This window comes from Bradyrhizobium sp. 142 (assembly GCF_023074015.1).
In the GTDB taxonomy this organism is placed as follows: Bacteria; Pseudomonadota; Alphaproteobacteria; order Rhizobiales; family Xanthobacteraceae; genus Bradyrhizobium.
On record NZ_JADPKQ010000291.1, the window covers coordinates 1 to 22,718 of the forward strand.

18 protein-coding genes and 2 pseudogenes are annotated in these 22,718 nt (G+C 59.3%); 5 read left to right on the forward strand and 15 right to left on the reverse strand.

What is annotated here, in order from left to right:
- Positions 1–207: 207 nt before the first annotated feature.
- Both IVA82_RS25185 and IVA82_RS25190 read left to right on the forward strand, forming a co-directional pair.
- Complete coding sequence (locus IVA82_RS25185) at positions 208–1,029, forward strand: sugar phosphate isomerase/epimerase family protein (RefSeq protein WP_247384368.1); 822 nt, start codon at positions 208–210, stop codon at positions 1,027–1,029.
- A 358-nt stretch (positions 1,030–1,387) separates the two neighbouring features.
- Complete coding sequence (locus IVA82_RS25190) at positions 1,388–2,584, forward strand: IS4 family transposase (RefSeq protein WP_247384367.1); 1,197 nt, start codon at positions 1,388–1,390, stop codon at positions 2,582–2,584.
- A gap of 286 nt (positions 2,585–2,870) precedes the next feature.
- On the opposite strand, the pseudogene IVA82_RS25195 reads toward IVA82_RS25190, so the two are convergent.
- Positions 2,871–3,176 (reverse strand): annotated as a pseudogene (locus IVA82_RS25195) (transposase); the annotation flags it as partial.
- A gap of 834 nt (positions 3,177–4,010) precedes the next feature.
- Positions 4,011–5,087, reverse strand: coding sequence for an alcohol dehydrogenase catalytic domain-containing protein (locus IVA82_RS25200; protein WP_247384365.1), 1,077 nt, complete (start codon positions 5,085–5,087; stop codon positions 4,011–4,013).
- An 88-nt stretch (positions 5,088–5,175) separates the two neighbouring features.
- Between IVA82_RS25200 and IVA82_RS25205 the strand changes: the two genes are divergently transcribed.
- Positions 5,176–6,390: an aromatic ring-hydroxylating dioxygenase subunit alpha gene (locus IVA82_RS25205; RefSeq protein ID WP_247384364.1), complete on the forward strand. Its 1,215-nt coding sequence runs from the start codon at positions 5,176–5,178 to the stop codon at positions 6,388–6,390.
- A gap of 171 nt (positions 6,391–6,561) precedes the next feature.
- Here IVA82_RS25205 and IVA82_RS25210 read toward each other — a convergent pair.
- The 10 genes and pseudogenes from IVA82_RS25210 to IVA82_RS25255 form a co-directional block, all read right to left on the reverse strand.
- Positions 6,562–7,819, reverse strand: a pseudogene (locus IVA82_RS25210) (Zn-dependent hydrolase).
- A gap of 26 nt (positions 7,820–7,845) precedes the next feature.
- Positions 7,846–8,703: an ABC transporter permease gene (locus IVA82_RS25215; RefSeq protein WP_247384363.1), complete on the reverse strand. Its 858-nt coding sequence runs from the start codon at positions 8,701–8,703 to the stop codon at positions 7,846–7,848.
- A 10-nt stretch (positions 8,704–8,713) separates the two neighbouring features.
- Positions 8,714–9,961 (reverse strand): ABC transporter permease, encoded by a 1,248-nt coding sequence (locus tag IVA82_RS25220; RefSeq protein WP_247384362.1) that lies wholly within the window; start codon positions 9,959–9,961, stop codon positions 8,714–8,716.
- A 3-nt stretch (positions 9,962–9,964) separates the two neighbouring features.
- Positions 9,965–11,005, reverse strand: a complete 1,041-nt coding sequence (locus IVA82_RS25225; protein WP_247384371.1) for an ABC transporter ATP-binding protein — start codon at positions 11,003–11,005, stop codon at positions 9,965–9,967.
- 377 nt (positions 11,006–11,382) lie between these two features.
- A complete protein-coding gene (locus IVA82_RS25230; RefSeq protein WP_247384360.1) occupies positions 11,383–12,447 on the reverse strand; it encodes a zinc-binding dehydrogenase in 1,065 nt (354 codons plus the stop codon).
- A 50-nt stretch (positions 12,448–12,497) separates the two neighbouring features.
- Entirely contained in the window at positions 12,498–14,060 is a 1,563-nt protein-coding gene (locus IVA82_RS25235) for a long-chain-fatty-acid--CoA ligase (RefSeq protein WP_247384359.1), read from the reverse strand.
- Positions 14,061–14,064: 4 nt separating this feature from the next.
- Positions 14,065–14,862 carry an enoyl-CoA hydratase/isomerase family protein gene (locus IVA82_RS25240; protein WP_247384358.1) on the reverse strand — a complete coding sequence of 266 codons (798 nt, stop codon included), beginning with the start codon at positions 14,860–14,862 and terminating at the stop codon, positions 14,065–14,067.
- A gap of 1 nt (position 14,863) precedes the next feature.
- Positions 14,864–16,246 (reverse strand): aminotransferase class III-fold pyridoxal phosphate-dependent enzyme, encoded by a 1,383-nt coding sequence (locus IVA82_RS25245; protein ID WP_247384357.1) that lies wholly within the window; start codon positions 16,244–16,246, stop codon positions 14,864–14,866.
- Positions 16,243–17,226, reverse strand: coding sequence for an agmatinase (locus tag IVA82_RS25250; protein ID WP_247384356.1), 984 nt, complete (start codon positions 17,224–17,226; stop codon positions 16,243–16,245). The genes IVA82_RS25245 and IVA82_RS25250 overlap by 4 nt, the downstream gene beginning before the upstream one ends.
- 107 nt (positions 17,227–17,333) lie before the next feature.
- Positions 17,334–18,272 (reverse strand): LysR family transcriptional regulator, encoded by a 939-nt coding sequence (locus IVA82_RS25255; protein WP_247384355.1) that lies wholly within the window; start codon positions 18,270–18,272, stop codon positions 17,334–17,336.
- 228 nt (positions 18,273–18,500) lie between these two features.
- Between IVA82_RS25255 and IVA82_RS25260 the strand changes: the two genes are divergently transcribed.
- Positions 18,501–19,595, forward strand: a complete 1,095-nt coding sequence (locus IVA82_RS25260; RefSeq protein ID WP_247384354.1) for an ABC transporter substrate-binding protein — start codon at positions 18,501–18,503, stop codon at positions 19,593–19,595.
- An 83-nt stretch (positions 19,596–19,678) separates the two neighbouring features.
- Here IVA82_RS25260 and IVA82_RS25265 read toward each other — a convergent pair whose 3' ends face one another.
- From IVA82_RS25265 to IVA82_RS25275, 3 genes are all read right to left on the reverse strand, one after another.
- Complete coding sequence (locus IVA82_RS25265) at positions 19,679–20,542, reverse strand: class I SAM-dependent methyltransferase (RefSeq protein ID WP_247384353.1); 864 nt, start codon at positions 20,540–20,542, stop codon at positions 19,679–19,681.
- Positions 20,543–20,698: 156 nt separating this feature from the next.
- A complete protein-coding gene (locus IVA82_RS25270; protein ID WP_247384352.1) occupies positions 20,699–21,172 on the reverse strand; it encodes an isoprenylcysteine carboxylmethyltransferase family protein in 474 nt (157 codons plus the stop codon).
- A 21-nt stretch (positions 21,173–21,193) separates the two neighbouring features.
- The gene (locus IVA82_RS25275; protein ID WP_247384351.1) at positions 21,194–22,087 is read right to left on the reverse strand and encodes an NAD(P)/FAD-dependent oxidoreductase; all 894 of its coding nucleotides are present in this window, start codon (positions 22,085–22,087) and stop codon (positions 21,194–21,196) included.
- Positions 22,088–22,202: 115 nt separating this feature from the next.
- Here IVA82_RS25275 and IVA82_RS25280 point away from each other — a divergent pair.
- A partial coding sequence (locus tag IVA82_RS25280) for a TetR/AcrR family transcriptional regulator (protein WP_247493632.1) occupies positions 22,203–22,718 on the forward strand: 516 nt, incomplete at its 3' end.

A 22,718-nucleotide genomic window follows, 5' to 3' on the forward strand; every position in this document is an offset into this window, starting at 1 on the left:
TCGTCTGCTCATCGTCTCTCCTGATTCGCGGGCCTATCGTGCCCGTCGTCAGGCAGAAACTCCACTTAACGTCCTGTGCAGATTTCCGGAGCCGGCTCTGTTCAGTCACCGTGAGCTGCGATTAACTGATGTCGCCACCCTCTTATAGATCGGATGTGCCTCGCTCCGCCTTGCAACGCTAATGGATGTCTAGGGAGTTCTCGTCAAATGATCATCGATACGTTTTCATACATCTGGTCTTCGACCGCGATCGATGCGATGTGTGACCTCAGCCGCCACGGTTTCAGTGTCTTTGAGGTGCCGATCAGTTCGCCGCATTGCTGGCCAGATGAGATGACGCCGGCCATGCGTTCTGATGGAAAGAAGCGTTTGCAGGATTGCGGTGCAAGCGTGAGGTCGCTCAACGCCGGTGGATACGACATCAATCTGGCGAGTCCTGCCGCAAATATGAGGCGTAAGAGCACAGATCACATCAAGGATGTGATCGACCTAGCCTTCGATTGGGGTGCTTTCGACGTGGTGATTTCACCGGGCACACGGCGTCCGATGATTTCTCCATCACTGCCGAAGACACTTGGTTGGCTGTATGAGAGCTTAGAAATTCTATTGCCACGGGCTGAGCAGGCTGGAGTCCGATTTCTCCTCGAAAACACGCCGTATTGCTTCAGGCCTACATTCGATGAACTAGTCGGGATCGTAAAAGAAGTTAACAGTGAAACATTGAAGATTGTTTATGATGTTGCGAACGCGGCGTATATTAAAGAAGACCCCGTTGCATGTCTGTTGTCCGGATATTCAGCGATTGGGCTCGTGCATATCTCTGATACGGGCCTCGAGGAATGGGGCCATGATCCGATCGGCACTGGGGCCGTCAATTTCGGAGATCTAGGAAGAGCAGTCGAAGCGGCCTGCAAAGTCGAGAACGTCGTTCTTGAAATCATTCGTGAGAAGGAGCCTCTGGAAGAAATCAACAAGGGAATTGCGGAGCTTCAGAAGAGGGGCTGGAATCTGAAGTCCTTGGGTCGGTAGCAATCAAGGAGAGGTCGCGGCGTTCGTGTTAGCAGCCGCTCCGTGTACAAGCGTTAGCCACACGCTAAGGCAGATTGCCTCTTCGTGACGCGCTGTTGACCTCTCCCAGGCCGTTGCCTCGCCAGCACGGCGCCGCGCGATCGCCGAACCTAAGACCAAAATTCCCGGCGCAGCAGGTTCTTGGGCAGCGGAGATCTGAACGACGTTCAGGCGACCTCTGACATTTCAGTCGTACGTGTCCGGTGAAGCTTTCAATTACCCACATTTAGCCGAGTGTTCTGAGGGAGCGCATAAATTGTTGCATCGCAGGAATCGACCGTGATTCCTTATCTGGCACCGATTCGCGGGGGCGGTGCCAATGGACGGAGAAGCAGGCGCATGGTTTGATCGCGAGCTCGCAGGCTGCAACCTTGCCGACGAGCGCCTGAACAAGCGGCTCCGCAAACTGGTAGCGCAGATCGAGAGCGCCATGGGCGAAAGTATTCCGCTGGTGTGCCAGGACTGGGCCAATACCAAGGCTGCGTATCGTTTCTTCTCCAACGACCGGGTCAGTGAGGCGGACATTCTGGCCGGCCACTTTCAATCGACGCGTGAGCGCACGATTGCCACAGGCGGTGCTGTTCTGGTGCTCCATGATACAACCGAGTTCAGCTATCGGAGGGAGGATTCAGACGCGATCGGGATCACCAAGAGCATAAACAGCGGCCGGGACAAGGCCGGCCGCCTGAGATCGCACACGGTTTGCGGCATCCTGATGCACTCGAGCCTGGCGGTAACGACCGAGGGGCTGCCGCTTGGACTGAGGGCCGTCAAATTCTGGACCCGAAAGAAATTCAAGGGGACTGCCGCGCTTAAAAAGAAGATCAACCCGACGCGCGTTCCCATCGAGAAGAAGGAGAGCGTCCGATGGCTGGATAATGTCCGGCAATCCACAGAGCTGCTGCGCGATCCGGGACGGTGCATCCATGTCGGTGATCGCGAGAGCGACATCTATGAGCTGTTCTGCGCGGCTCGCGAAGCTGGAACGCATTTCGTGATCAGGACTTGTGTTAATCGCTTGGCTGGGGATGGGGATCACACGATCGCCGACGAAATGGACGAGGTCACCGTCAAAGGACTGCACCGCATCGACGTCGGAAACAACAACGGCGACCCCGATGAAGCCGTCCTCGAGATCAGACATCGCAAGATTCGCGTCCTGCCGCCAATCGGAAAGCAGAAGCGCTATCCTGCGCTGATCTTGACGGTGATCCATGCCGAAGAGCGCGTAACGCCGAAGAATAGAAAGAAAATCGAGTGGAAGCTGATTACAGATCTGCCTGTGGGCTCACGCGCGGCCGCAATTGAGAAACTCGAATGGTATGCCTTAAGATGGAAAATCGAAGTCTTCCACAAGATTCTCAAATCGGGTTGCAAAGCTCAAGAATCGAAGCTCCGGACCGCCCAGCGTCTGACCAATCTGATCTCTGTCTTTTGCATCCTCAGTTGGAGGGTCTTCTGGATGACCGGATGCTCAATCGCGCAGCTCCAGGGGCGCTACCGACTCTTGCGTTGACGCCAACTGAAATCGCCCTGCTTGATCGGCTGGTGAATGACAAATCGCAAGCTCGACGGAAAACTCTCTCTCTCACATTACCTGACCAAGATCGCGAGGCTCGGCGGCTATCTCGCCCGCGCCCACGATCCTCCGCCGGGAATACGGTCATGTGGCGCGGGCTATCGCGCCTAACCGACATCGCGCTGGGGGCCATGGTCGGGGCAGAAATTGTGGGTAATTGAAAGCCGGTGAAGGCCACGGAAACGGTCATTGATCACGCGACGTCGATTGCGCTTGGGGCGCGCTACGCAGCCGCCTTTTGCTGACGGTCGCCTTTCCAGTTCCAAGGCAGGAGTTCGTCGATCAGCCTAGCCGGATGATCCTGGACGCGGGCGAGGACGTCGGCGAACCAAGCTTGCGGGTCGACGTCGTTGAGCTGGGCGGTCCGGATCAGTGTATAGATGGCGGCGGCCCGGTGGCCGCCTTCGTCGGATCCGGCGAAAGTCCAGTTCTTACGCCCCATGGCGACAGCGCGCAACTCGCGCTCGGCGGCGTTGTTGGACATGCACAGGCGGCCGTCGTCGAGGAAGCGGATGAAGACGTCCCAGCGCTTGTGGCTATAGTCGGTCGTCTTGGGCCACCTCGACCATCCACATCGACATAGTCAGCTACACCGTCACCGCTGCGACTGATGGGGCGCAAAGTAACTACGCGGAACCTTGACGCGCCCTGTCGCGCTGCTCGTACATGAAGACGGCGGATGTCAGCGGCACTGCACCTGCCTGGATCATGCGGGCGATCCCAATTTCGCGCACTTCGACACTGGTATCTGCAACGCTCACCCCAACCGTAATCAAGCTTGGCCTCGCGAATGGGCTTTGCGGCTACGAAATCTAATTTCAATGGGAGGAGCTATCTATGAGAGTTGGTGAGCGGCGGGAGCCATGGGATCGGAGCAGCGGTTTGCTTACGGATATCGGATTTAATTCATCGAGAGTCGGCCCCACAGAGGAGTTGGGAGGCCAAATTCGAGAGACCCTGCACTAAGCTCGAGCTGCACCCGCATCACAACGATCTCGGGTTTCTCACGCTTAACGGGCACCGGCACAACACTACGAGTCCTACCCGTTGGCGGTATAGGTGGGCCTGCAGATGAAGGGTGCTGCACGGTCGTCGAGGGTTGCAGAGACGACGGTGCCGCGGGCGGTTTGGGCGTGGTAGCTGTTCCAGGGGGAGCTGGCGCTAGCGTTGTTGCCGGTGCGCTCGGGACCGGGGGAAACAACTGTCAAGTGCAAAAGAGCACCGTTCTTGGTCGAACACGAGTTTTAGGCCAAAGGCAGGATGTATTCCAAGAAGATGACTGAGCACCCGACTTGGTCAGCGACTTCCTGGCACCCTCACCCGGCAGACCTTCCCGTGCGGAGCATTGCCTTTCGGCCTCGCATCACGTTTGCCCCGAGACCACGACGATGGGGTTCATCTGATGCGGATCTTCAGCGGCCTCTACCGCAGCAGCGAGCTCGCCGAATCCAAAGGTCCTCGAGACCCCTATGGTCAGGGCTCTCTCGCTCAGGGCGTGAGTGAGGTTCTCCAGATAACGCAGAGTGAAGATATCCGGGTTTGAAGTGGCTTGGACCAGCCTAGAACCCGTTCGCGCAATCACTCCGCCGACCGAGACGTAGACGCCCGTGGGAGACAACCATTCGCAATGCGACAAGGGGTCCGGGATGGCCCGGAAATCCACTATCAGTTCCACCCTGCGAGCGACGCCGGCCCCTGCAACGAAGGTTGCCCCGCGTGTTTCCAACTCGGCCCGGCTCCACTCCGGGGCAGACGCGATCACAGTCGCCCCCCGCGATTTTGCAAGTTCGATCGCCGCGGGTCCCGATCCCTCGTTCGCGCCCAGGACAAGCACCGTCTCGTCAGCGTAAAGACGACCCCAGATCAGCGCCCGCTCTGCCCGACCATAGTAAGTCGGCAGCTGTGCAAGCGCGGCATCTGCCGTGTCGCAGCCAATGGCTATGGCAGCCCAAGCAGGCGCAATCGCGAACTGCGCAAGTCCGCCGTCGCGCTCGAAGCCGAGATCCGCAAGATACTGCCCCGATCGGGAGAAGCCTGGATCGACCACTACGCGATCACCTAATCGCCAAGCGGGCACGTCTTCTCCTACTCCGACCACCCGTCCGGCGAACCCGCTTCCGGGAATCAATGCCGGCGGTCGTTTGGCAGCAAGATCCCAGCGATCCAGGCGGCAGGCAGCAACTTGCACGAGCAGTTCGTCACGGCGCGGCGAAGGTAGCGGGAGGTCGTCCCGTAGCGCGAGAGCCGCATTCTCCCTAACAGCGGCAGTCATGGTTTGTGGACTGTTCAAGAACCGCTCCAATTGATCACGTAATCCAGTCTCTTCTAGTATCTCCGAACCGAACGAGCTATCGGCGAAGCCAGATTCTTGTTCCGCCCGCGCCGGCACTAGTAGACCGAAGCTTAGTTCTAAGAAATGGGATTGCGTCTCGCTGTTCAACGGGAGGACACTATGGTCTCCGGGGTGGGCAGGATCGGCGACGCTCATTGCGGTCAGCTCGAGGGTACAATATTTAGGAGTCTTCCCTATGGAAATCGGCTCAGGCGACGTCAAGGAAGTAACGACTCCGCTCTCTGACAACGAGATCCAGGGTCTCGCGCGGCCGACCGGAACGGCCACCGGATTGCCGGGGCGAGCCTACTACGACGAAGCTTTCTATGAGGCCGAGCGCAAACATGTCTTCGCGGCCAATTGGACCGGCGTTGGCTTCGGCAGTGATGTGCCCAACCCCGGCGATATCAAACCCGTTAGCGTCGCCGGTTACGAGCTGCTGCTCGTTCGAGGGAAAGACGCAAAGGTCAATGTTTATCACAATATTTGCCGTCACCGCGGCATGAAGCTGGCAAAGGCCGCCGGTAACGTTCGGACGATCCGCTGTTCATATCATTGCTGGACCTACGGCCTCGATGGCCAATTGTTGGCTACGCCATCAATTGCCGGCGTTAACGAGAACCGGGCTGAAGATTTTAACTACAACGAACTTGGGCTGATCCAGGTCCGCTCGGGCCAGTATTTCGATATTATCTTCGTCAATATCGATGGGAAGGCCCTGGAGCTGAGCGAACATCTTCGGCCCGTCAGGGAACGGCTCGAAGGAACCTTTGACTTCTCAATTCTACGAGCAGCCGACGCTGCATCGGGTAGAGGCTCACGTGACATCGCGGTGAATTGGAAGGTCGTCGTCGAGGGCGGCATCGAGGACTATCATCTGCCGTTCGTCCACCGCGTGTTCAGTCACAGCAAGATTTACGTTACCGAGGACGGTGGTGACATCTACTCGGGCTTTTCGTCCAAGCGCGGCATTGCCGAAGCGCAAGAACGCTATGCCACCAAAGCTTCAGATGGGAACGTCCTGCCCATCTTCCCCGACATGGAAAAGACCGGCACCGCCGAAGCAGTGATCCTTTTCGTATTTCCTAACACAATCATCAGCTGCACGCCCAGTTACGTTTCCGGATCCCTGCAACTTCCGCTAGGACCTGGGAATACCCGTTACACCTCTCGCACCTATTTCATCGGTGAGGCAGCGACCGCGCCGGAATACAAGAAATTGCGTGACGAGAACACGATTTACTGGAAGGAAGTGCTCGACGAGGATGACGAGCCTTGGCGCGAAGTGCAGGCTATGGCCCGAGTGCGCGAGGATCTCGGCCTAGAAAGCCGTTTCTCTCCCCATTGGGAAAGAGCGTTGCATATTTTCCAGAAGTTCATTGCGAACCACGTCAAAGCGGCGGGGTCTTAGCGGCCCGACACGCGCAAGCTGTCTTGGATCTACAAAATCGCTTGACGCATCAGTTGCGTGGAACGGCTGTCTGCGCGGGCGAGAATCAGCAGGAAGTGAGGAGTTTCTGCCTGCTTTGTGCCGGTAGCGCCGCCATAAGCGATTGACTACGATGCGCTTGGCCTATGTGAGCTATGCCGACCCAAACTCCTCTCCCGCGGCCAGCACGAGCACCGCCTGCAGCAGCACATTGCAGCCCGCTTCAGCTTCCTCTGGCTCGATTGATTCCTTTTCGTTGTGGCTCAACCCATCCTGGCAGGGAATAAAGACCATGGCTGTTGGCACATGCCCGGCAACATGGCAGGAATCGTGCCCTGCACCCGAGACCACATCGAGGCGGCTGTATCCGAGCCGGTCGGTAGCCAAACGGATCACATCCAGACAAGTCGGATCGAATGCAAGGCGAGAGCGATGAAAGGACATCGATCCGTGAGCCTAGCAGGTCCCGAGCGCACGCATCGGCAACAGCTCGCCGGATCTCATTCTCAAGTTGATTCAACGTGTGCTCTTCCGGATGGCGAAGGTCGATCGAGAACGTTGCTAACCCCGGGATGACGTTGCGGCTGGCGGGCTCGACGGCTATCCGACCCACTGTCAGCACGGCATTTGGACCGTACGCCCTCGCAATGGCCTCGAGCTCCACCACAACTTTGGCGGCGGCAACGAATGCATCCTTACGACGATGCATCGGGGTTGTGCCGGCATGACTTGCCTTGCCCGTGATTGTGACATCGAAGCACCGAATACCTTGAGCGGCGGTGACTACGCCGATTTGGCGGCGCTCCGAGTCCAATACTGGCCCCTGTTCAATGTGCAATTCGAGATGGCAGCGCCAATCTTGTCGCCTGCAAGGCACATCCCCCATGTAGCCACTCCGTGCCAGTTCCGACGCGAAGCAGCGCCCCTCTGCGTCCTGGCGGGCATAGGCCCAGTCGCGGCTAAAGACGCCTGCCCAGACACCTGAGGATAGCATCACTGGTGGAAACCGTGCGCCCTCCTCGTTCGTCCAATTCACTACAAGCAACGGGCGCTCGGTGGAGATGCCGGCATCGTTCAAGGTACGAACGATCTCTAGCCCAGCTAATACGCCCAGCACGCCGTCAAATCGCCCCCCTTTTGGTTGTGTGTCAAGGTGGCTCCCGACGACCACCGGAGATAGCGCGGGGCTCCTTCCGGCGCGTAGCGCCATCATGTTTCCCATCTCATCGATTGTAACGGTGCAGCCCGCACCCTCGGCATGACGGCGAAACAGATCTCGTCCCTGACGATCCTCATCGGTTAAGGCTTGGCGATCCGAGCCACCTCCGGCGGTGGCTCCTATCTCCGCCATCTCCATAAGCGTCGCCCACAGCCGCCGGCCGTCGACCTTGAGACTGGAAACCGATTTCATGTCCATCGTAAGGGCCCACGTTCGACCTAAGAAAAATTGGTAAGGGCAAGCCGTTCGCTGCGCCGCCGGAGAGTTTCCTTCACACCGAGCAAGATTATAGATAGCGCCATTAGCATGGTAGCCGCAGCGAGGATGGCAGGGCTGAGCTGCTCGCGAAGGCCGCTCCACATCTGCAACGGAAGCGTCCGCTGATCTCCACCGCCCAGGAAAAGTACCACGACGACTTCGTCGAGTGATGTCACGAAGGCCAACAACGCGCCCGAGAAGATGCCAGGCCAGATCAGGGGCAACGTGACCTTGAAAAAGGTGCGAGCACCAGATGCGCCAAGACTTAACGACGCGCGCGTCAAGTTGCGGTCAAAACCTGAGAGGGTGGCAACAATCGTGCTGACGACGAATGGCGAGCCAAGAAGCGTGTGAGCAAGAACTATGCCGGTCAGCGTCTGCGTCAGGCCAATCTTGACTAGGAAAAAGTAAATGGCGGCGGCAACAATGACAATTGGCGCCATCATGGGCGCCTGAAGCAGCATCATGATGATCGCGTGTCCCGGGAGACGGCGCTGGGTCATTCCAAGCGCCGCCCAGGTCCCTAGTGTTGTCGCGAGAGCTGTCGAAGCCACACCGATGAACAAAGAATTCCAAGCAGCCAGCCGCCATTGCGGGTCGGTCAGCACTTGCTCATACCAGCGCAGCGAATACGCGCTCGCCTCAGCGCTGAGCATGCCGGGCGTGAAGGTAAAAAAGGGCTCAGCGTTAAAGGACAGTGGAATGATGACCGCCAAGGGCGAGACTAGAAGCGCCAGGATAGCCACGCAGAGCACATTGAACACAAAATTCCATATTCGCGCCAACGGCGTCGCTATAGCAGGCGGACGGAGCAGCACGGGACGCCTCTCAATGGTTCGTTGCTAGAAGTTTGTTGCTCGTCAAGTAAAGAATGCCGACGACGATCAGCAGGACTACGCTAATCGCCGACGCCAACCCCCAATTCAAGGACATTTGCATGTTGAATGCGACGAGGTTGCTAATCAGATCTCCGCTCGCGCCGCCTACGATAGCAGGCGTGATGTAGTAGCCGACCGATAGAATGAAAACGATGCTCATGCTGGCTGCAACGCCTGGCAGGGAGATCGGCAGATAGATCTTTCTAAACGCGTGCAGCGGCGACGCCCCCAGTGAGACTGCTGCTCGCATCAGATTTTCCGGAATCGACTTCATCACGCTGTAGATCGGTAGGACCGCGAACGGAAAGAGGATGTGCGTTCCGACGATAAGCGTTGCCTTCAGGCTATACATCACGTCCAGCCGCTCTGCATCGGACAACAGCCCACTCCAGACGAGAACGTCATTCACGACGCCCTGTCGCTGGAGCAGTACGATCCAACTCGTGATTCTCACGAGGACCGACGTCCAGAACGGAAGTAGGACAAGCATCATGACAAAATTGGACGGCCCGTCTGGAAGCCGCGCCATGAGAAAAGCAATGGGATACGCAAGCAGCGTTGCCGAAACAGCGATGGCCGCACTCACCCAGAGCGTTCGAACGAAAAGCTTGATACCAAGACGTTGATCTTCAGGCCTCTGCACGATTGTTCCGGATGGATCACGTGTCATATCGAACGCACCCAGGAAGTAGTTGAGGGTAAAACGGCTTCCGGCGTTGCGTACCGCGCCCCACAGGGCAATATCCTTCCATGCTGAACTGCTGGCTTCGAACACCGGCCGGTAAGGACCTTGCTCGGCCCTTCCAACTTGCCGCGCTGTCCTAATCAGCAGGCTTCGCGCGCCAGGAGCGTCCTGATTCAGCCGTCCGGCGAGCGGACCGAGTGTATCTTGCTCCAGAGCCGCAATCAGGTCCTCTCGGAGGGCCGCGAACGTGGCTTCCGAGGGAGGTCCTTTGGACGGGTCCCAAGTTTCGAGTTCGGCAAGCGTTCGGGGCAGGGTATTGGCAACGAGCGGATCATAGAACGAGCGCATCAGAAGCATTCCGACCGGCACCAGCAGCATGATCGTGACGAACAGGAAGAGAGGCGCGACAAGGCTCCAAGACCGAAGGGATTTTCGACGTTCGACCTTCCGATGGACGCGTTGCAAATCCGGACCGGCCGGGGAGTCGACTGGAGAGATGGTGCTTTGGGGCAAGCGTCAATCTCCCGATGTTTCGGGTAAGAGGGCTAGGCAGTCGCCCACGCGCCAGCCTACAGTAACATCGCTTCCGACCTCGGGAGCCGCGTTTCCGAGGTTCGAAAGCTTGACAATCAGATGCTGTTCAGCCCAAGGCGCAGCGAGCCGCACGCGCAGGTGATCGCCATGATAGATCACCCCCGCGATTCTGGCAGCAAGCATGACATCCGCCTGCCCAGGCGCCGGGGCTATCATCACGCGCTCGGGACGCAACGACAGTGTTGCGCGCGACCCGACGTGGTGCGAGCCTACTGCAGCAGCCGAGACCACACTTCCATCGCTGAGCTTTAGGGAGCAGCGGCTCCCTGCGCACTCGACCACGGTGCCGGAAATGCGGTTATTCTCACCGATGAACCGAGCCACGAACGCGTTCGCGGGCCGTTCGTAGAGTTCGTCCGGTGACGAGATCTGCTGGATCCGCCCCCGATTGAAAACCGCGACGCGATCGGACATCGTGAGAGCCTCACCCTGATCATGCGTTACGAAAACTATCGTGACGCCGAGGTCCTCGTGCAAGCGCTTGATCTCGTACTGCATCTGCTCGCGCAAATTCTTGTCGAGGGCGCCCAGCGGCTCGTCCATTAGAACGACATCTGGTTCGAATATGAGCGCCCGCGCAAGAGCCACACGCTGCTGCTGGCCACCGGAGAGTTGACTCGGCCTACGCTTTGCAAAGTCGGGAAGCTGGACCATGGCCAATGCACTTTGGACGCGCCGGGTGATCTCGAGCTTAGGGATACGTCGCACCGTAAGCGGATAGGCGAGGTTCTCCGCCACTGTCATGTGGGGGAAGAGCGCGTAGTTCTGGAAGACCATCCCGACATTACGCTTCTGAGGTGGAACGTTTTCGATCAGCTTCCCGTCCATAACGATGTGACCGCTGGTCGGGGTCTCGAAACCCGCCAACATCATGAGGACAGTGGTCTTGCCTGAACCCGACGGGCCGAGCAGCGTCAGAAATTCACCCCTCCTGACGCTCAGCTGCAGGCCATCCACAACCATGTTGCGACCGTCGTACGTCTTGCAGACGTTGCGAATCTCAATCAGGGCCTCAGATTCGCGTTTCAACTGCCAATCCCCCTCGCCGACCGACAGGTCGCGAGCGCGTTTCTCGTGCTCGCAATTCTGTCCTACGAGCAGGTTGGTCGCACAAGCCGGAGTGACGTAGCCAGTGTGCAACCTGCCGTTCAGGCTTCAATTTTACGTTCACCGGTAAACCATCACAATTTGAATAAGCCGATACAAGTTTTCCCGAAATCGCCGCAGAAGCGGATAATGCCGCCAGAACGACCCATACATGCTCAACTGATGCACTTCCTGCCTACTTATTGGCTGAGCCCTGCACACCCTCGGCATGATGCGCCCCAAAATCTAGCATTTCAATTCGATGCGATCTCGATGACAATCTTGCCGACGTGTTCTTTGTGCGCGAATTCACGTTGAGCTTGCGCGAGGTCCTTGAGGGGAAACGTCTTGTCAACCACCGGGGCCAACCGCCCGTCCTCGACGTACGAGACAAGATTGCGCATGGCCTGAGGTTCGGGATTGGCGATACCGAAGACTTTGAGATCCTTATAGATCAGGTCACGTAGATCTACCCGGGCGAAGGGGCCGGCGATTGCGCCACCGGTCGCGTAGCGACCGCCTCTCGCTAGAAGGCTCCAAAGCGTCGCCACGTCGTCCGTACCGACGACGTCCAGGATCACATTTGCCCCTCGGTCGCCAAGGAGGGCACTAAGCTGGGTGCTGACGGGACCGTCCTCTCGCGCCAGGACCTCATCGGCACCATGGCGCCTCACTCTGTCTTGCTTCGATCGACTACAGATCGCGATCACGGTGGCGCCACGCAACTTAGCGAGTTGCACGTTGGCTAAGCCGACGCCACCGGACGCCCCGGTCACCACCACCGTGTCCGGCGGCTGGACGTCAGCTCGAATTTGCATCTCTTCCGCGGTTTGATACGCACAGGGCAAGGTTGAGAGGCGTTTGAAATCAAGATCACCAGCAACGCGCAGAGCATTCTCCGTGGGGACTACCAAGAATTCGGCATAGCCTCCGTCCCGCTCGCTGCCGACGTATTGGACGCCGCGGGCGCCAAGGGGTAGGTCCGGGGATCGCACCACCGGATCGATCACGACCCTCTGGCCAACGCGGCTAGGATCGACACCTGCACCGACGTCAACAATCGTTCCGGCTGCTGCGGCGCCTTGGATGAGGGGAAAGTGAAGCGACTTCCTGTCCCATGAACTCATGTCCGCCGCGTCCGATGGCAGTCCGTGAATGGCCAGATCGAAAGTCATTCCGCTTGCGACGCTGCTGCCGTACCAGCCGACGCGGGTGTTCAGGTCTGTGTTGTTGAGACCGCACGCCGCAACGCGGATGAGCACTTCGCCGGCAAGGGGCCGGGGTATGGGCATGTCCTCCCGATAGACGAGTTTGTCCAAGCCGCCGTGTCCAGTCAGGACTACGCCTCGCATCTCTCCAACCCGCGACATCATACTCTCCGAGATGCTTCGCGCCAGAATTGCTCCCGCAACTCACGCTTCAAGACCTTGCCGAAGGCGCTTTTCGGCAGGGCATCGACGAAATCGACTGACTTGGGCTTCTTGTAGGAAGCAAGCCGCTTGCGGCTGAATTCAATGAGTTCCAATTCATCAACCGCCACCCCAGGGCGCTTAACGACGATAGCCTTCACCGACTCGCCCCATTTCGGGTCCGGTACACCTATCACGGAAACTTCAGCCACGGCGGGATGCTGTAGAAGCACTTCCTCAATTTCGCGCGGATAGATGTTGGCCCCGCCCGATATGATCAGGTCCTTGATGCGATCGGTGATGAAGAGATAGCCATCCACATCGAGGTATCCGACGTCGCCGGTGTGCAGCCAACCGTTTCTCAGCGTCTCGGCAGTGGCTGCCGGACGCTTCCAGTATCCTGTCATGACCAGATCAGAGCGCACGACAATCTCGCCAGGCCACCCCACAGGCACGGGCTTGTCCGATTCATCCACAATCCGGATCATGACACCTGGCATCTCGCGTCCGGCCGAGGCGAGACGGCGCAACCGGACCGGATCATCGGAGATCACATGCTCTGACTTGTGCATCCCGCTACACGTCATCGGCGCCTCGCCCTGCCCGTAGATCTGATGAAAGATTGGGCCGAACCGCGCAATCGCCTGGCGTAGGACCTCCACGTACATTGGACCACCGCCGTAGACAATGTCCTTGAGGCTACTGAGGTCATAGTCACGCGCGAGCTTTGCTTGCAGCAGCATCTGCACCATGGTCGGAGCGAAGAAACTGCCCGTCACCCGAAAGCGCTCGATTACCTCGAATATCAGATCGGGGTCGAACCTTCCCGTCAGTGGAAACGTCTGGGCGGCGCCAGCGGCGAGATAAGCGAGGCCGACGCTCGCCGTCCCATGGGCAATCGGCGCCGCGTGCAGCATCACGTCAGTCTCGCAGACCTCTGCAAGAAGAGTTTGCCGGAACTGCTGAACCATGGTGACGAGATTGCGATGAGTTTCCCTCGCCCCTTTGGGCTTGCCTGTCGTTCCGGATGTGTAAAAGAGCCAAGCAAGATCGTCTGGTTGGATTGTTATATCTGGAAGCGCGTCCTCGCTTGTTTCGATGAGACTTTCATAACCGAGACCCAAACCGCCAAATTGCCCGATTGTGACCCAGTGGCCCACGCCGGTGAGTTCGCCCCGCACCGACGCCAGTATCTCGGCGAATTGATCGGAGAAAACAACAAACCGCGCATTCGAGTCGGCAATGACGAAGGCATGTTCGTTCGGCTGGTTCTTTGGATTCAGCGGGACCGCAACCATGCCCGCGTTCATTGCGGCCAGATAGATCTCGTACGCCTCAAACCGGTTGGACGACAAAATGGCCACACGGTCCCCCTGGACACCACCAAGCCGCAGGAGGGAGTTGGCAATTCGGTTCAGCCGGGCGGCTCCCTCGGCATAGCTGATACACAGGTCAGGTCCTAGCCAAAGTGGCTGCTTTGGAAATCGTTGGGCCGAACGATGGACGAAATGAGCGACGTGCATGGCGCTACCCCAGGGATGGGAAGCTGGGAGGCCGCTTCTCTAGGAATGCAGTGAGGCCCTCCTTCGCATCGGGTTCCATGAAGTTCAAGCCCTCGTAGGCGACGGAAAGATCAAAGATCGGAGCTGCCTGGCGCAGCCAATGGTTGAGGCAGCGCTTTGTCCACCGGATTGCCCTCTGAGGTTTCAACGCTATACGCTCGGCAAGGGCGAGTGCTGTCGGGAGTAGGTCGGAGAGCGGAACGCACATGGAAACGAGGCCGATCCGTTCGGCTTCGCGACCGTCGATCAGATCAGCCGTGAGCAGATAAAGCTTCGCCTTCGGCATCCCGCAGAACAGGGGCCACATCATCACCGCATGGTCACCCGCAGCGACGCCGATGTTGGCGTGAGCGTCGGTAACCCGCGCTTCCTCCGCGATGATTGATATGTCAGCGGACAGGGCAACAGCGAGCCCAGCTCCCGCCGCAGGACCGTTGATCGCGGAAATGACCGGTTTGTCGAGGTGGATCATGTTGTAAACGATCCGCAGGGCCATTTCGCCCATTTCGACGATAGGCTCGATCTGGCCGAGCTTCTTCACATCTTCATTCAAATCGCCGCCAGCCGAGAATGCGCGGCCGGCCCCCGTGATCACCGCGACGCGCACGTCGCGGTCGTGCTTCACCGTGAGCCAAACCTCCGCGAACTCGAGATGCATCCGATCGTTGGCTGCGTTGAGCTTCTCGCCGCGATCGATGGTGATGAGAAGGACCCCGTGGGGGCGCTTCTGGAACTTCAGAAAGGTATAGTCGTCGTAGAGCATGTCAGAGTACCCCCGCCAACGTCATCTCCTCGGTGAACTCTCGCAGCGTCCGCTCGAGCCGTTCGGCAAGATCATCTATCTGATCCTTCGTGATGATCAGCGGCGGACAGATGATTGACCATTCGCCGTGCCTACCGCCGTTCTGCCGCCGCGAATAAAGGATGAGGCCGTGGCTCAGCCCGATTTGACGGATGCGTTCGCTCGCGAAAATATCCCCCGAAAACACCTCCTTCGTGTTTTTGTTGCGCACGTATTCGATCGCAAGCATGAGACCCTGACCGCGCACATCGCCGACGATTGGCGATCGCTGCATGATGTCAGTGAGCCGATGCTTCAGATACCCACCCAGAGTCGTAGCTTGGCCGATCAGATTGTTGTCGACCATTTCGTCCAGGACTGCGCAGGCGCCTGCACAGGTGATCGGGTTCGCGTTATAAGTGTGCGAGAGGTTGAAACCTGTCAGATCCGCAAGTTCATCCACCATCGACGCGGGAGCAAGCACCGCGCCGATCGGTGTGTAGGCCGCACCTAGTCCCTTCGCGGTGACCACAAGTGTTGGCTTACAACTGGGGTAGCTGTGCGCAGCGAGGAAGGTACCGGAACGGACTGCACTAACGATCTCGTCAAAGATAAGGAAAACGTCGTGCTTGCGGCATATCCGAGATACTTCTTCGAAAAATGCGGGATGCGGCACATTCGCACCGGTCGACTGGCCCCCGATCGGCTCCATCATGAAGGCTAGGACATTTTCTGCCCCCAGCGAAATGATCTTCTCCTCAAGTGCAGCAGCACTTCCGCGAGCCCCGTCTTCCGAGGTGGCGCCGAAGGGCGGCCGGTAGGTCAGCGGCGCCGGAACCTTGTCTCCGAAAACCGCCATCGGCCCCCAGATTGCAGCCACATCTTCGTCACCGGTCCAACCAATCGTCGCGAGCGTTCCCCCGTGGTAGGACGGCATCAGCGTGATCACTTTGGTCTTCTGCCGCTGGCCCTTTGCGTAAGCGTATTGGCGGAGGAATTTGATGGCCATCTCCACAGCCTCGGATCCTCCCGAGGACAAATGAACGCGTTCATAGCCAGGTCCGGCCAGACTGGCTATCTTCTCGGTCAGGGCGATATTCGGCAAGTGACGGGTCACCCGCACATAAGAAAAAGTGTGCTTCATGCCCTGATCGTACATGGCCTTGAGTACGCGCTTGTTGCCCTGTCCCAGGGAAGCAGTCATGGCACCGGAGATCGCGTCGATGTAGCGGTTGTCCTGATTGTCGTAAATATAGATGCCTTCGCCGCGTACGATCGTCGGCAGTTTTTTTGTCAACCCAGCCGCGTAGAAAAGGTCTTGGGGACCACCGCGGGATGGACGGAGAAGAGATTTCAGTTCACTCATTGCCCTTCCCCCGAATTCGCTTTGTCACGGCGTCGTGCGACCGCAGTAGCGGTAATGCACAGGAGTTCGAAGAGAACGTTCGCTCCGTTGAGGGCCGTGATGCCTTGCGGATCCAGAGGCGGCGAGACCTCGCACATGTCGGCGCCTATTATGTTCAGACCATCGAGACCGCGGATGACGACCTGCGCGTCGCGCATGGTTAACCCCCCCGGTTCGGGCGCACCGGTGCCTGGGACGAAACAGCTGTCCAGAGCATCGATGTCGAAAGTGATGTAGCAAGGTCCGTCGCCGACAACTCTGCGGATTTCATTGATGACGGCCACCCTGCCAATCGTGTCGAACTCGTCGAAATCGATTACTCGCATGCCGTGCTGCTCGTTGAACGAACGGTCCGTACGACTGAACCGCGTACCCCGAAGACCGACAGAGATAGTACGCTTGGGATCGACAAGACCTTCCTCCACAGCACGGGTCAGGAGTGTGCCATGATTGTAGCGATCGCCGTAGAGTTCCTCGCTGGTGTCCGGATGGGAATCAAATTGGACGAAGCCGATCGGCCCGCCCCGGACAATCCCGCGTAGGACGAAGTAGGAAACGGCGTGATCGCCCCCGCAGGCCACCGGAACGACCCGCTTATCCGCAAGAACGCTGAAGTAGGCGGAGATCGTCTCGACCGCTCCGTGAGGATCGAGCGGATTGAAAGGGGCATCACCGATGTCAGCGAACGAGCACATGTCGAAGGGCGACTCGCCGCCGCCTGCCGGAAAGCGCCTGATTAGCCGCGACATCTCTCGAACCTGCGAGGGGCCATGCCGAGCCCCACCTCGGTTCGTGGGGAAATCGAAGGGCACCCCTACCATCGCGACATCAACGCCTTCGGCATCGGACCGGTATGGCAACCGCATGAATGTGGAAAGACCCGAGAACCTGGCAATCTGAAGCGAATCTGCCGGCCGAAGCGTCGAGTGGCTGATGTTCACCGTAAAATCCTCCGCGGACCACCCGTGAACCTAACCGCTCCCTTAGAATCCAGACCATGCGCAAAGCACGAACTAATGTTCGCACTGCGCTGGACGTTCGATCTCGATCAATGCTCCTCGATCTGGTCGAGTGATCGGCCGTGAGCCTCGGCGAGGTGTTCGAGCAGGCGGACGATCATGGCCAACCCTTGGTACTTGACCCTCGACACGGCAACGACGTCGTCTTCAACTCTGGTCAGGTCGGGCCTAACACATCTGAGAACCCTGCGTTCAACGTAAGGCTTAGCGACATGATCAGGAACGAACCCTACGTTTCGCCCGGACAGAACGAGCGCGAGATGGGCCTGCGCTCCGAGACCCACGTCCCCGGTATCGCTAAAATGGCCCACAGGTGCAAAGCCGTCTGGTTCGAGATGGCCGCGGCTTGAATAGTCGTATCGGACTATCTCCGCCTCGGTGATATCGTCCTCGCGGACTTCGAAGATTGGGTGACCTTGGGCGCAGTAGAGGTGGCGGCTCTCGAAGAATAGCGGCAGCCGACGAACACCGCGCACGCGCGTACGTGCGACCGTCAGTCCGATTTGGGCGGTCCCATCCGCAACGCGGCTGATCACCTGGAAGCCGGCCATGATTTCAATTTTGATGCGCACCCGACGCCCGTGCGTTCGACTAAAGGCATGCAACGCCTCCGCAATACGCGAGTTCGGGTTCGTCAACACGTCGTCCTCGAGCGCGACTGTCAACTCACCGGAGAGCCCGTCGCCGATCTGCGCGAGATCGGTCTTGAAGTCCTCCACTGCGGCAAAGAGCTGTTTAGCGCCCCGATAGACTTCGTGCCCCTCGGGTAGAACGAGAAAACCACCGGGACCGCGCTCACAAAGGCGCATTCCGAGCCTGATCTCCAGGGACTTGAGATTCTCGCTAAGGACAGACTGGGAGATGTTGAGTTGCGCTTGGGCTGCCGTAAAGCTCCCTTGGTCGACGATGGTCACAAAGACCCGAAGGAGCTTCAGGTCGAGGTCAGTGAGTTGCTTCAGCTTCGACATTTGCCACTCGAATTCTCGATTTTGCGACTTGCCGTCCTGCGCGCCCAAGGGAAGAGGGTGCCTTGATTATGTCTTCCGGGCTAGTCTCATAATCATTCTTTCCGGGCTAGGGGTGCCTGAGGAGCAGCTGCTATCGAACGATCCGAACAAAGTTAAGGGAAATGCCGGTAGTGCTCCGACCGCAAACCTATCAAACTGCATCCTTCCGCCAAAGAAGGATAGCTCGCCATGAAGGTTCTCAGTTTCATATCGAAGGCGGCCTGCATCGCTTCGCTCGCGTTTATGACATCGATCGATACGGGGGCTGCTGAGAGCATCACCGTCGTGTCTTGGGGTGGCAACTACACGAAAAACCAAGCCACGGTATTTTTCGAACCTTTCACAAAAGAGACGGGCATTGAAGTCAAGACAGTCGACTGGAACGGCGATCTAGGAAAGCTGCGCGCCATGCAGCAGGCCGGCCAAGTGACTTGGGACGTCATCGTCGGCGACGAATACGTCTCAAAGATAGGCTGTGACGAAGGCCTTCTGGCCCAGATCAATCCGCAAAAGCTTGCGCCGGCACCTGACGGCACCCCGGCGGCCAAGGACTACGTCTCAGGGGCAATTCAGTCCTGTGGGATCGGCGAGATGATCTTCGGAACCATGCTGGGCTACGATCCTGCAAAATTCCCAAATGAAGAGCCGCGGAATGCCGCCGATTTCTTCGATCTCACGAAGTTTCCGGGCAAACGTGGGCTTTATAAGCGCCCCAACGGCACACTAGCGATCGCCCTGATGGCAGACGGCGTTGCGCCCGCAGAGGTGTACAAAGTTCTCGCCACACCGGAGGGGCTGGATCGCGCATTCAGGAAATTGGACACGATCAAGAGAAACGTCGTCTGGTGGGAGACCTTCTCCCAATCGCCTCAGTTGCTGAATGACGGCGAGGTCACCATGACTTCCGCATCGGGCCCACGGCTTATCCAGCCCATCGTGCAGGATGGCAAACGCTGGAAGGTGCTGTTCCGGGATTTCGCGTGGACCATGGACGTCTGGATGGTCGCCAAAGGCGCTCCGAATCCCACTGGTGCGCAGCGATTCCTTGAATTCGCCAGCCGCGCCGACCGTGGCGCAGCCATGGCCAACCTCGCCGCATACAGCCCGATCCGCGCCTCTGCGATCGCCCTCGTCGGCCGAAACCCGATTTCCGGTGCCGACATGAGACCGTTCACACTTACTGATCCCGAGATCTTAGCGCGGGGATCAAAGGTAGACGCGGACTTCTGGGCAGATCATCTGGATGCGCTTCAAACACGCTTCAACACTTGGTTGGCGCAATAGGAGGTGGAGTATTGGCAAGTCAGCGTTTATCAAGTCAGCGTTTATAGAGGGTCTTCTTTGGTAGGCTCCCCTGCTAATCCCTGTCAGCTTGCGGGATTGCTCGCCGTGACGATCCACGCCGCGCTGTCGATCATCACCGACCGCTCGCCGGGGCGGCCCGCGAAGGCGGCACGAACCGCGGCCGAGGCACGGGCGCGGATGTCGTCGGGGTGATCAGCGAGCGCGCGCGACAGCGGGCCGATCTCGAACGTCATCTTCACCGCATCGTCGACCGCCGCGTCCCGCGTCGCGCCCTCGCCAAACGGGATGGAAGCATCGAAGGGCGCGATAGCGATATTGGTGAACCCGGCCGCCGTCAGGATGCGAGCCACCCGCCCCCGGTCGCCGAACGAGAATGGGCCGGGCGCTTCGGGATCGGGCGGCGCCGTCAGCGGGACGATGCCTTTGATCGCGTCCATCGGCAATCGCACCCAATCGTTTTCGGCCGCGCCACGCCAGCAGACGAAAGCGACCCGCCCGCCCGGCTTGAGCGCACGGCGCATATGAGCGAACGCCGCCGTAGGATCGTCAAAGAACATCACTCCGAAGCGCGAGAACAGGATGTCGAACGCGCCCTCGGGCAGCTCCGCGCTGCTGGCGTCGGCCACCCGGAACTGGACCGGCGTATCCTGTGGCGCAAGCGCGCGCGCTCGGCCGATCAGCGGTTCTGATATGTCCACGCCCAGCACATGGCCCCCCGCGCCGATGCGGGCGGCCAGAGCCAGACTCGACGCGCCCGCGCCGCAGCCGATGTCCAGCACGCGTTCGCCCGTGGCGGGTGCTGCGGCTTCGATCGCGGCCTGGCCGAACACCTCCAGCCTGGCGTCGAGCCGGGCCTGGTGGACGACCCAGCGCTCCCCGCTTTGGCCCTTCCAGTCGGCGACCTGATCGGCATTGTGCTGTGCCATGACAATCCTTGTTCTGGTTCGTTCTTGACTAAGCTATCCGATCCAAAGCGCGCATCGTCTCCAGCGATCCCGCCTCCAGCTACCCGGTGATAGCTCGCGGCAAGGAAGCCGGTGCTGGTTTATCAGAAGGCCCCGTAGGCGGCAGCGGCGCAATAGTCAGAGCCAGCGGCGAACCTCGGCCTTGTAGCGGCGGTAGTCGTCGCCGAACTTCGTTTCGAGATAGCGCTCCTCGCGGGCGATCACCTGCGTCTGGATCGCGATCAGCACCAATGGGAGCAAGGCGAAGGCGATCGGCCCGTCGAAGCCGATCGCAAGGCCGGCATAGATAAGCGCCATGCCGAGATACATGGGATTGCGGGTCCACCGATAAGGGCCGGTCGTTGCGATGAGGGTCGTTGGGTGCGACGGCCGAACGTTGGTGCCCAGCCGCCGGAACAGCCCCGCCGCCGCAAGCATCATCGCCGCGCCGGCAACGAACAGCAGCGCGCCCGTCGCGACCAGCAACCGCCAGTCGATGCCAAAAGAGCGCAGGGTGACGAACCGCTCCGCCGCCAGCCCCAACAGCAGCGCTCCCAGATAGACGAAGGGCGGAGGGAAGCGCACACCCGCGCTGTCCGGTTCGACGGCCATGCTCATCTCCAATCTGTGCTCTCAAACCAGCATCGACTGCTGGGCGGAGATACCCGCCATCGCGCCTTGCCATGATGCCGTGGTGACCGAGGGCATGAGGGGGTTGGCGAGGTCGCCCGCGGCGTAAATGCCGGGCATGCTGGTTTCGCGGCGCTCGTCGACCTTGAGGGCGATGCCGAGGGGCGTATCGACTTTGGCGAGGCCCAGTGATTCATGCAGGCTTGCGGACGGCTTGTTGCGCGGATGCGCGAACAGGATATCGACCGCGACATTGCGGCCGGTATCGAGATTGACGGTGGCGCTATGGCCCCCGTGATGGGCGATCTCGATGATCCGGCCATTGACAACAGGTATCTTGCGACGCGCCAGATCAGCCCGGATATCGGGCGAAATGTCGTGACCATCGGCGAAGAGCGTCAACCTGTCGGTCCAGTCGTGGAACAGCCTGACATGATTGTGCGACTGCCGGCCGGACCAGACGAGGCCCCAATGCTGGCCGGCGACTTCAAAGCCGTCGCAATAGGGGCAGGGCACGATGGACGTGCCCCAGCCTTCGGCAAAGCCCGGAACATCAGGCATCTGGTCGGCGACGCCATAGCTCAGGATCAGGCGGCGCGCCCCAAGGCTTTCGCCATCGCCAGTGAGGACGGAGAAATCGTCGATGGCGCCGGAGACGCTGTCGGCCCGGGCACTGACCAGCTTGATCGTGGGATAACGCGCCAGCTGCTGCCGCGCCTCGGCCAGGATGTCCAGCGGCGGCTTGTGATCGTGACCGAGCAGGCCATGCGAGTGGCCGGCGAAGCGATTGCGCGGCAAGCCGGTATCGAGAACGGTGACCTTGCGGCGGGCACGGCCGAGCTGCAGGGCGCCGGCGAGACCGGCAAAGCTGCCGCCGATGATGATGACGTCATCCATGGTAATGGGATTCCGTTGGAGGACAGGTTGAAACCTACCCATTGGCTTGCACACTTCAGATACTACATGGTATCGTAATTCAAGAATTAGAATACTGTCAAGTACTGGAATTGTCGTGACCGAAAACAGCCAGGGCCGGCGCGGCCGGCCCGCCAAGGCGCTTGGCCAAACGATAGCCGACGCCGCGTGCGAACTCTTTGTGGAATTGGGTTTTCAAGCGACGACCCTGGACAAGGTCGCCCAGCGCGCGAAGATATCCAAGCTCAGCATCTATCGGCACTTCGAGAACAAGGAGGCGCTGTTCAGCGCGGCCATGGCGGCCGGCTGCCATCAGTTGTTTGCACCACAAGCCCTTCTTGAAGGCGTCGACGGTTCGGTCGAAGACCAGCTCATGGCGGTGGGATCATTACTGCTTCGCACGCTGTTGAGATCAGACGTCCGCAGTGTCGAAGCCATGGTCATGGCCGACAAGACCAATCAAAGCTCGTTAAGCAAGCTCCATTACGAAGCCGGCCCGGCCCATGTCATCGCCCAAATCGAGGCCCTGTTGCGTCAGTTGCACGCGAAGGCGGTTCTGAACGTGCCCGATCCTCTCCGGTCCGCCCGCTTGTTTGCCGCGCTTTTCAAAGGA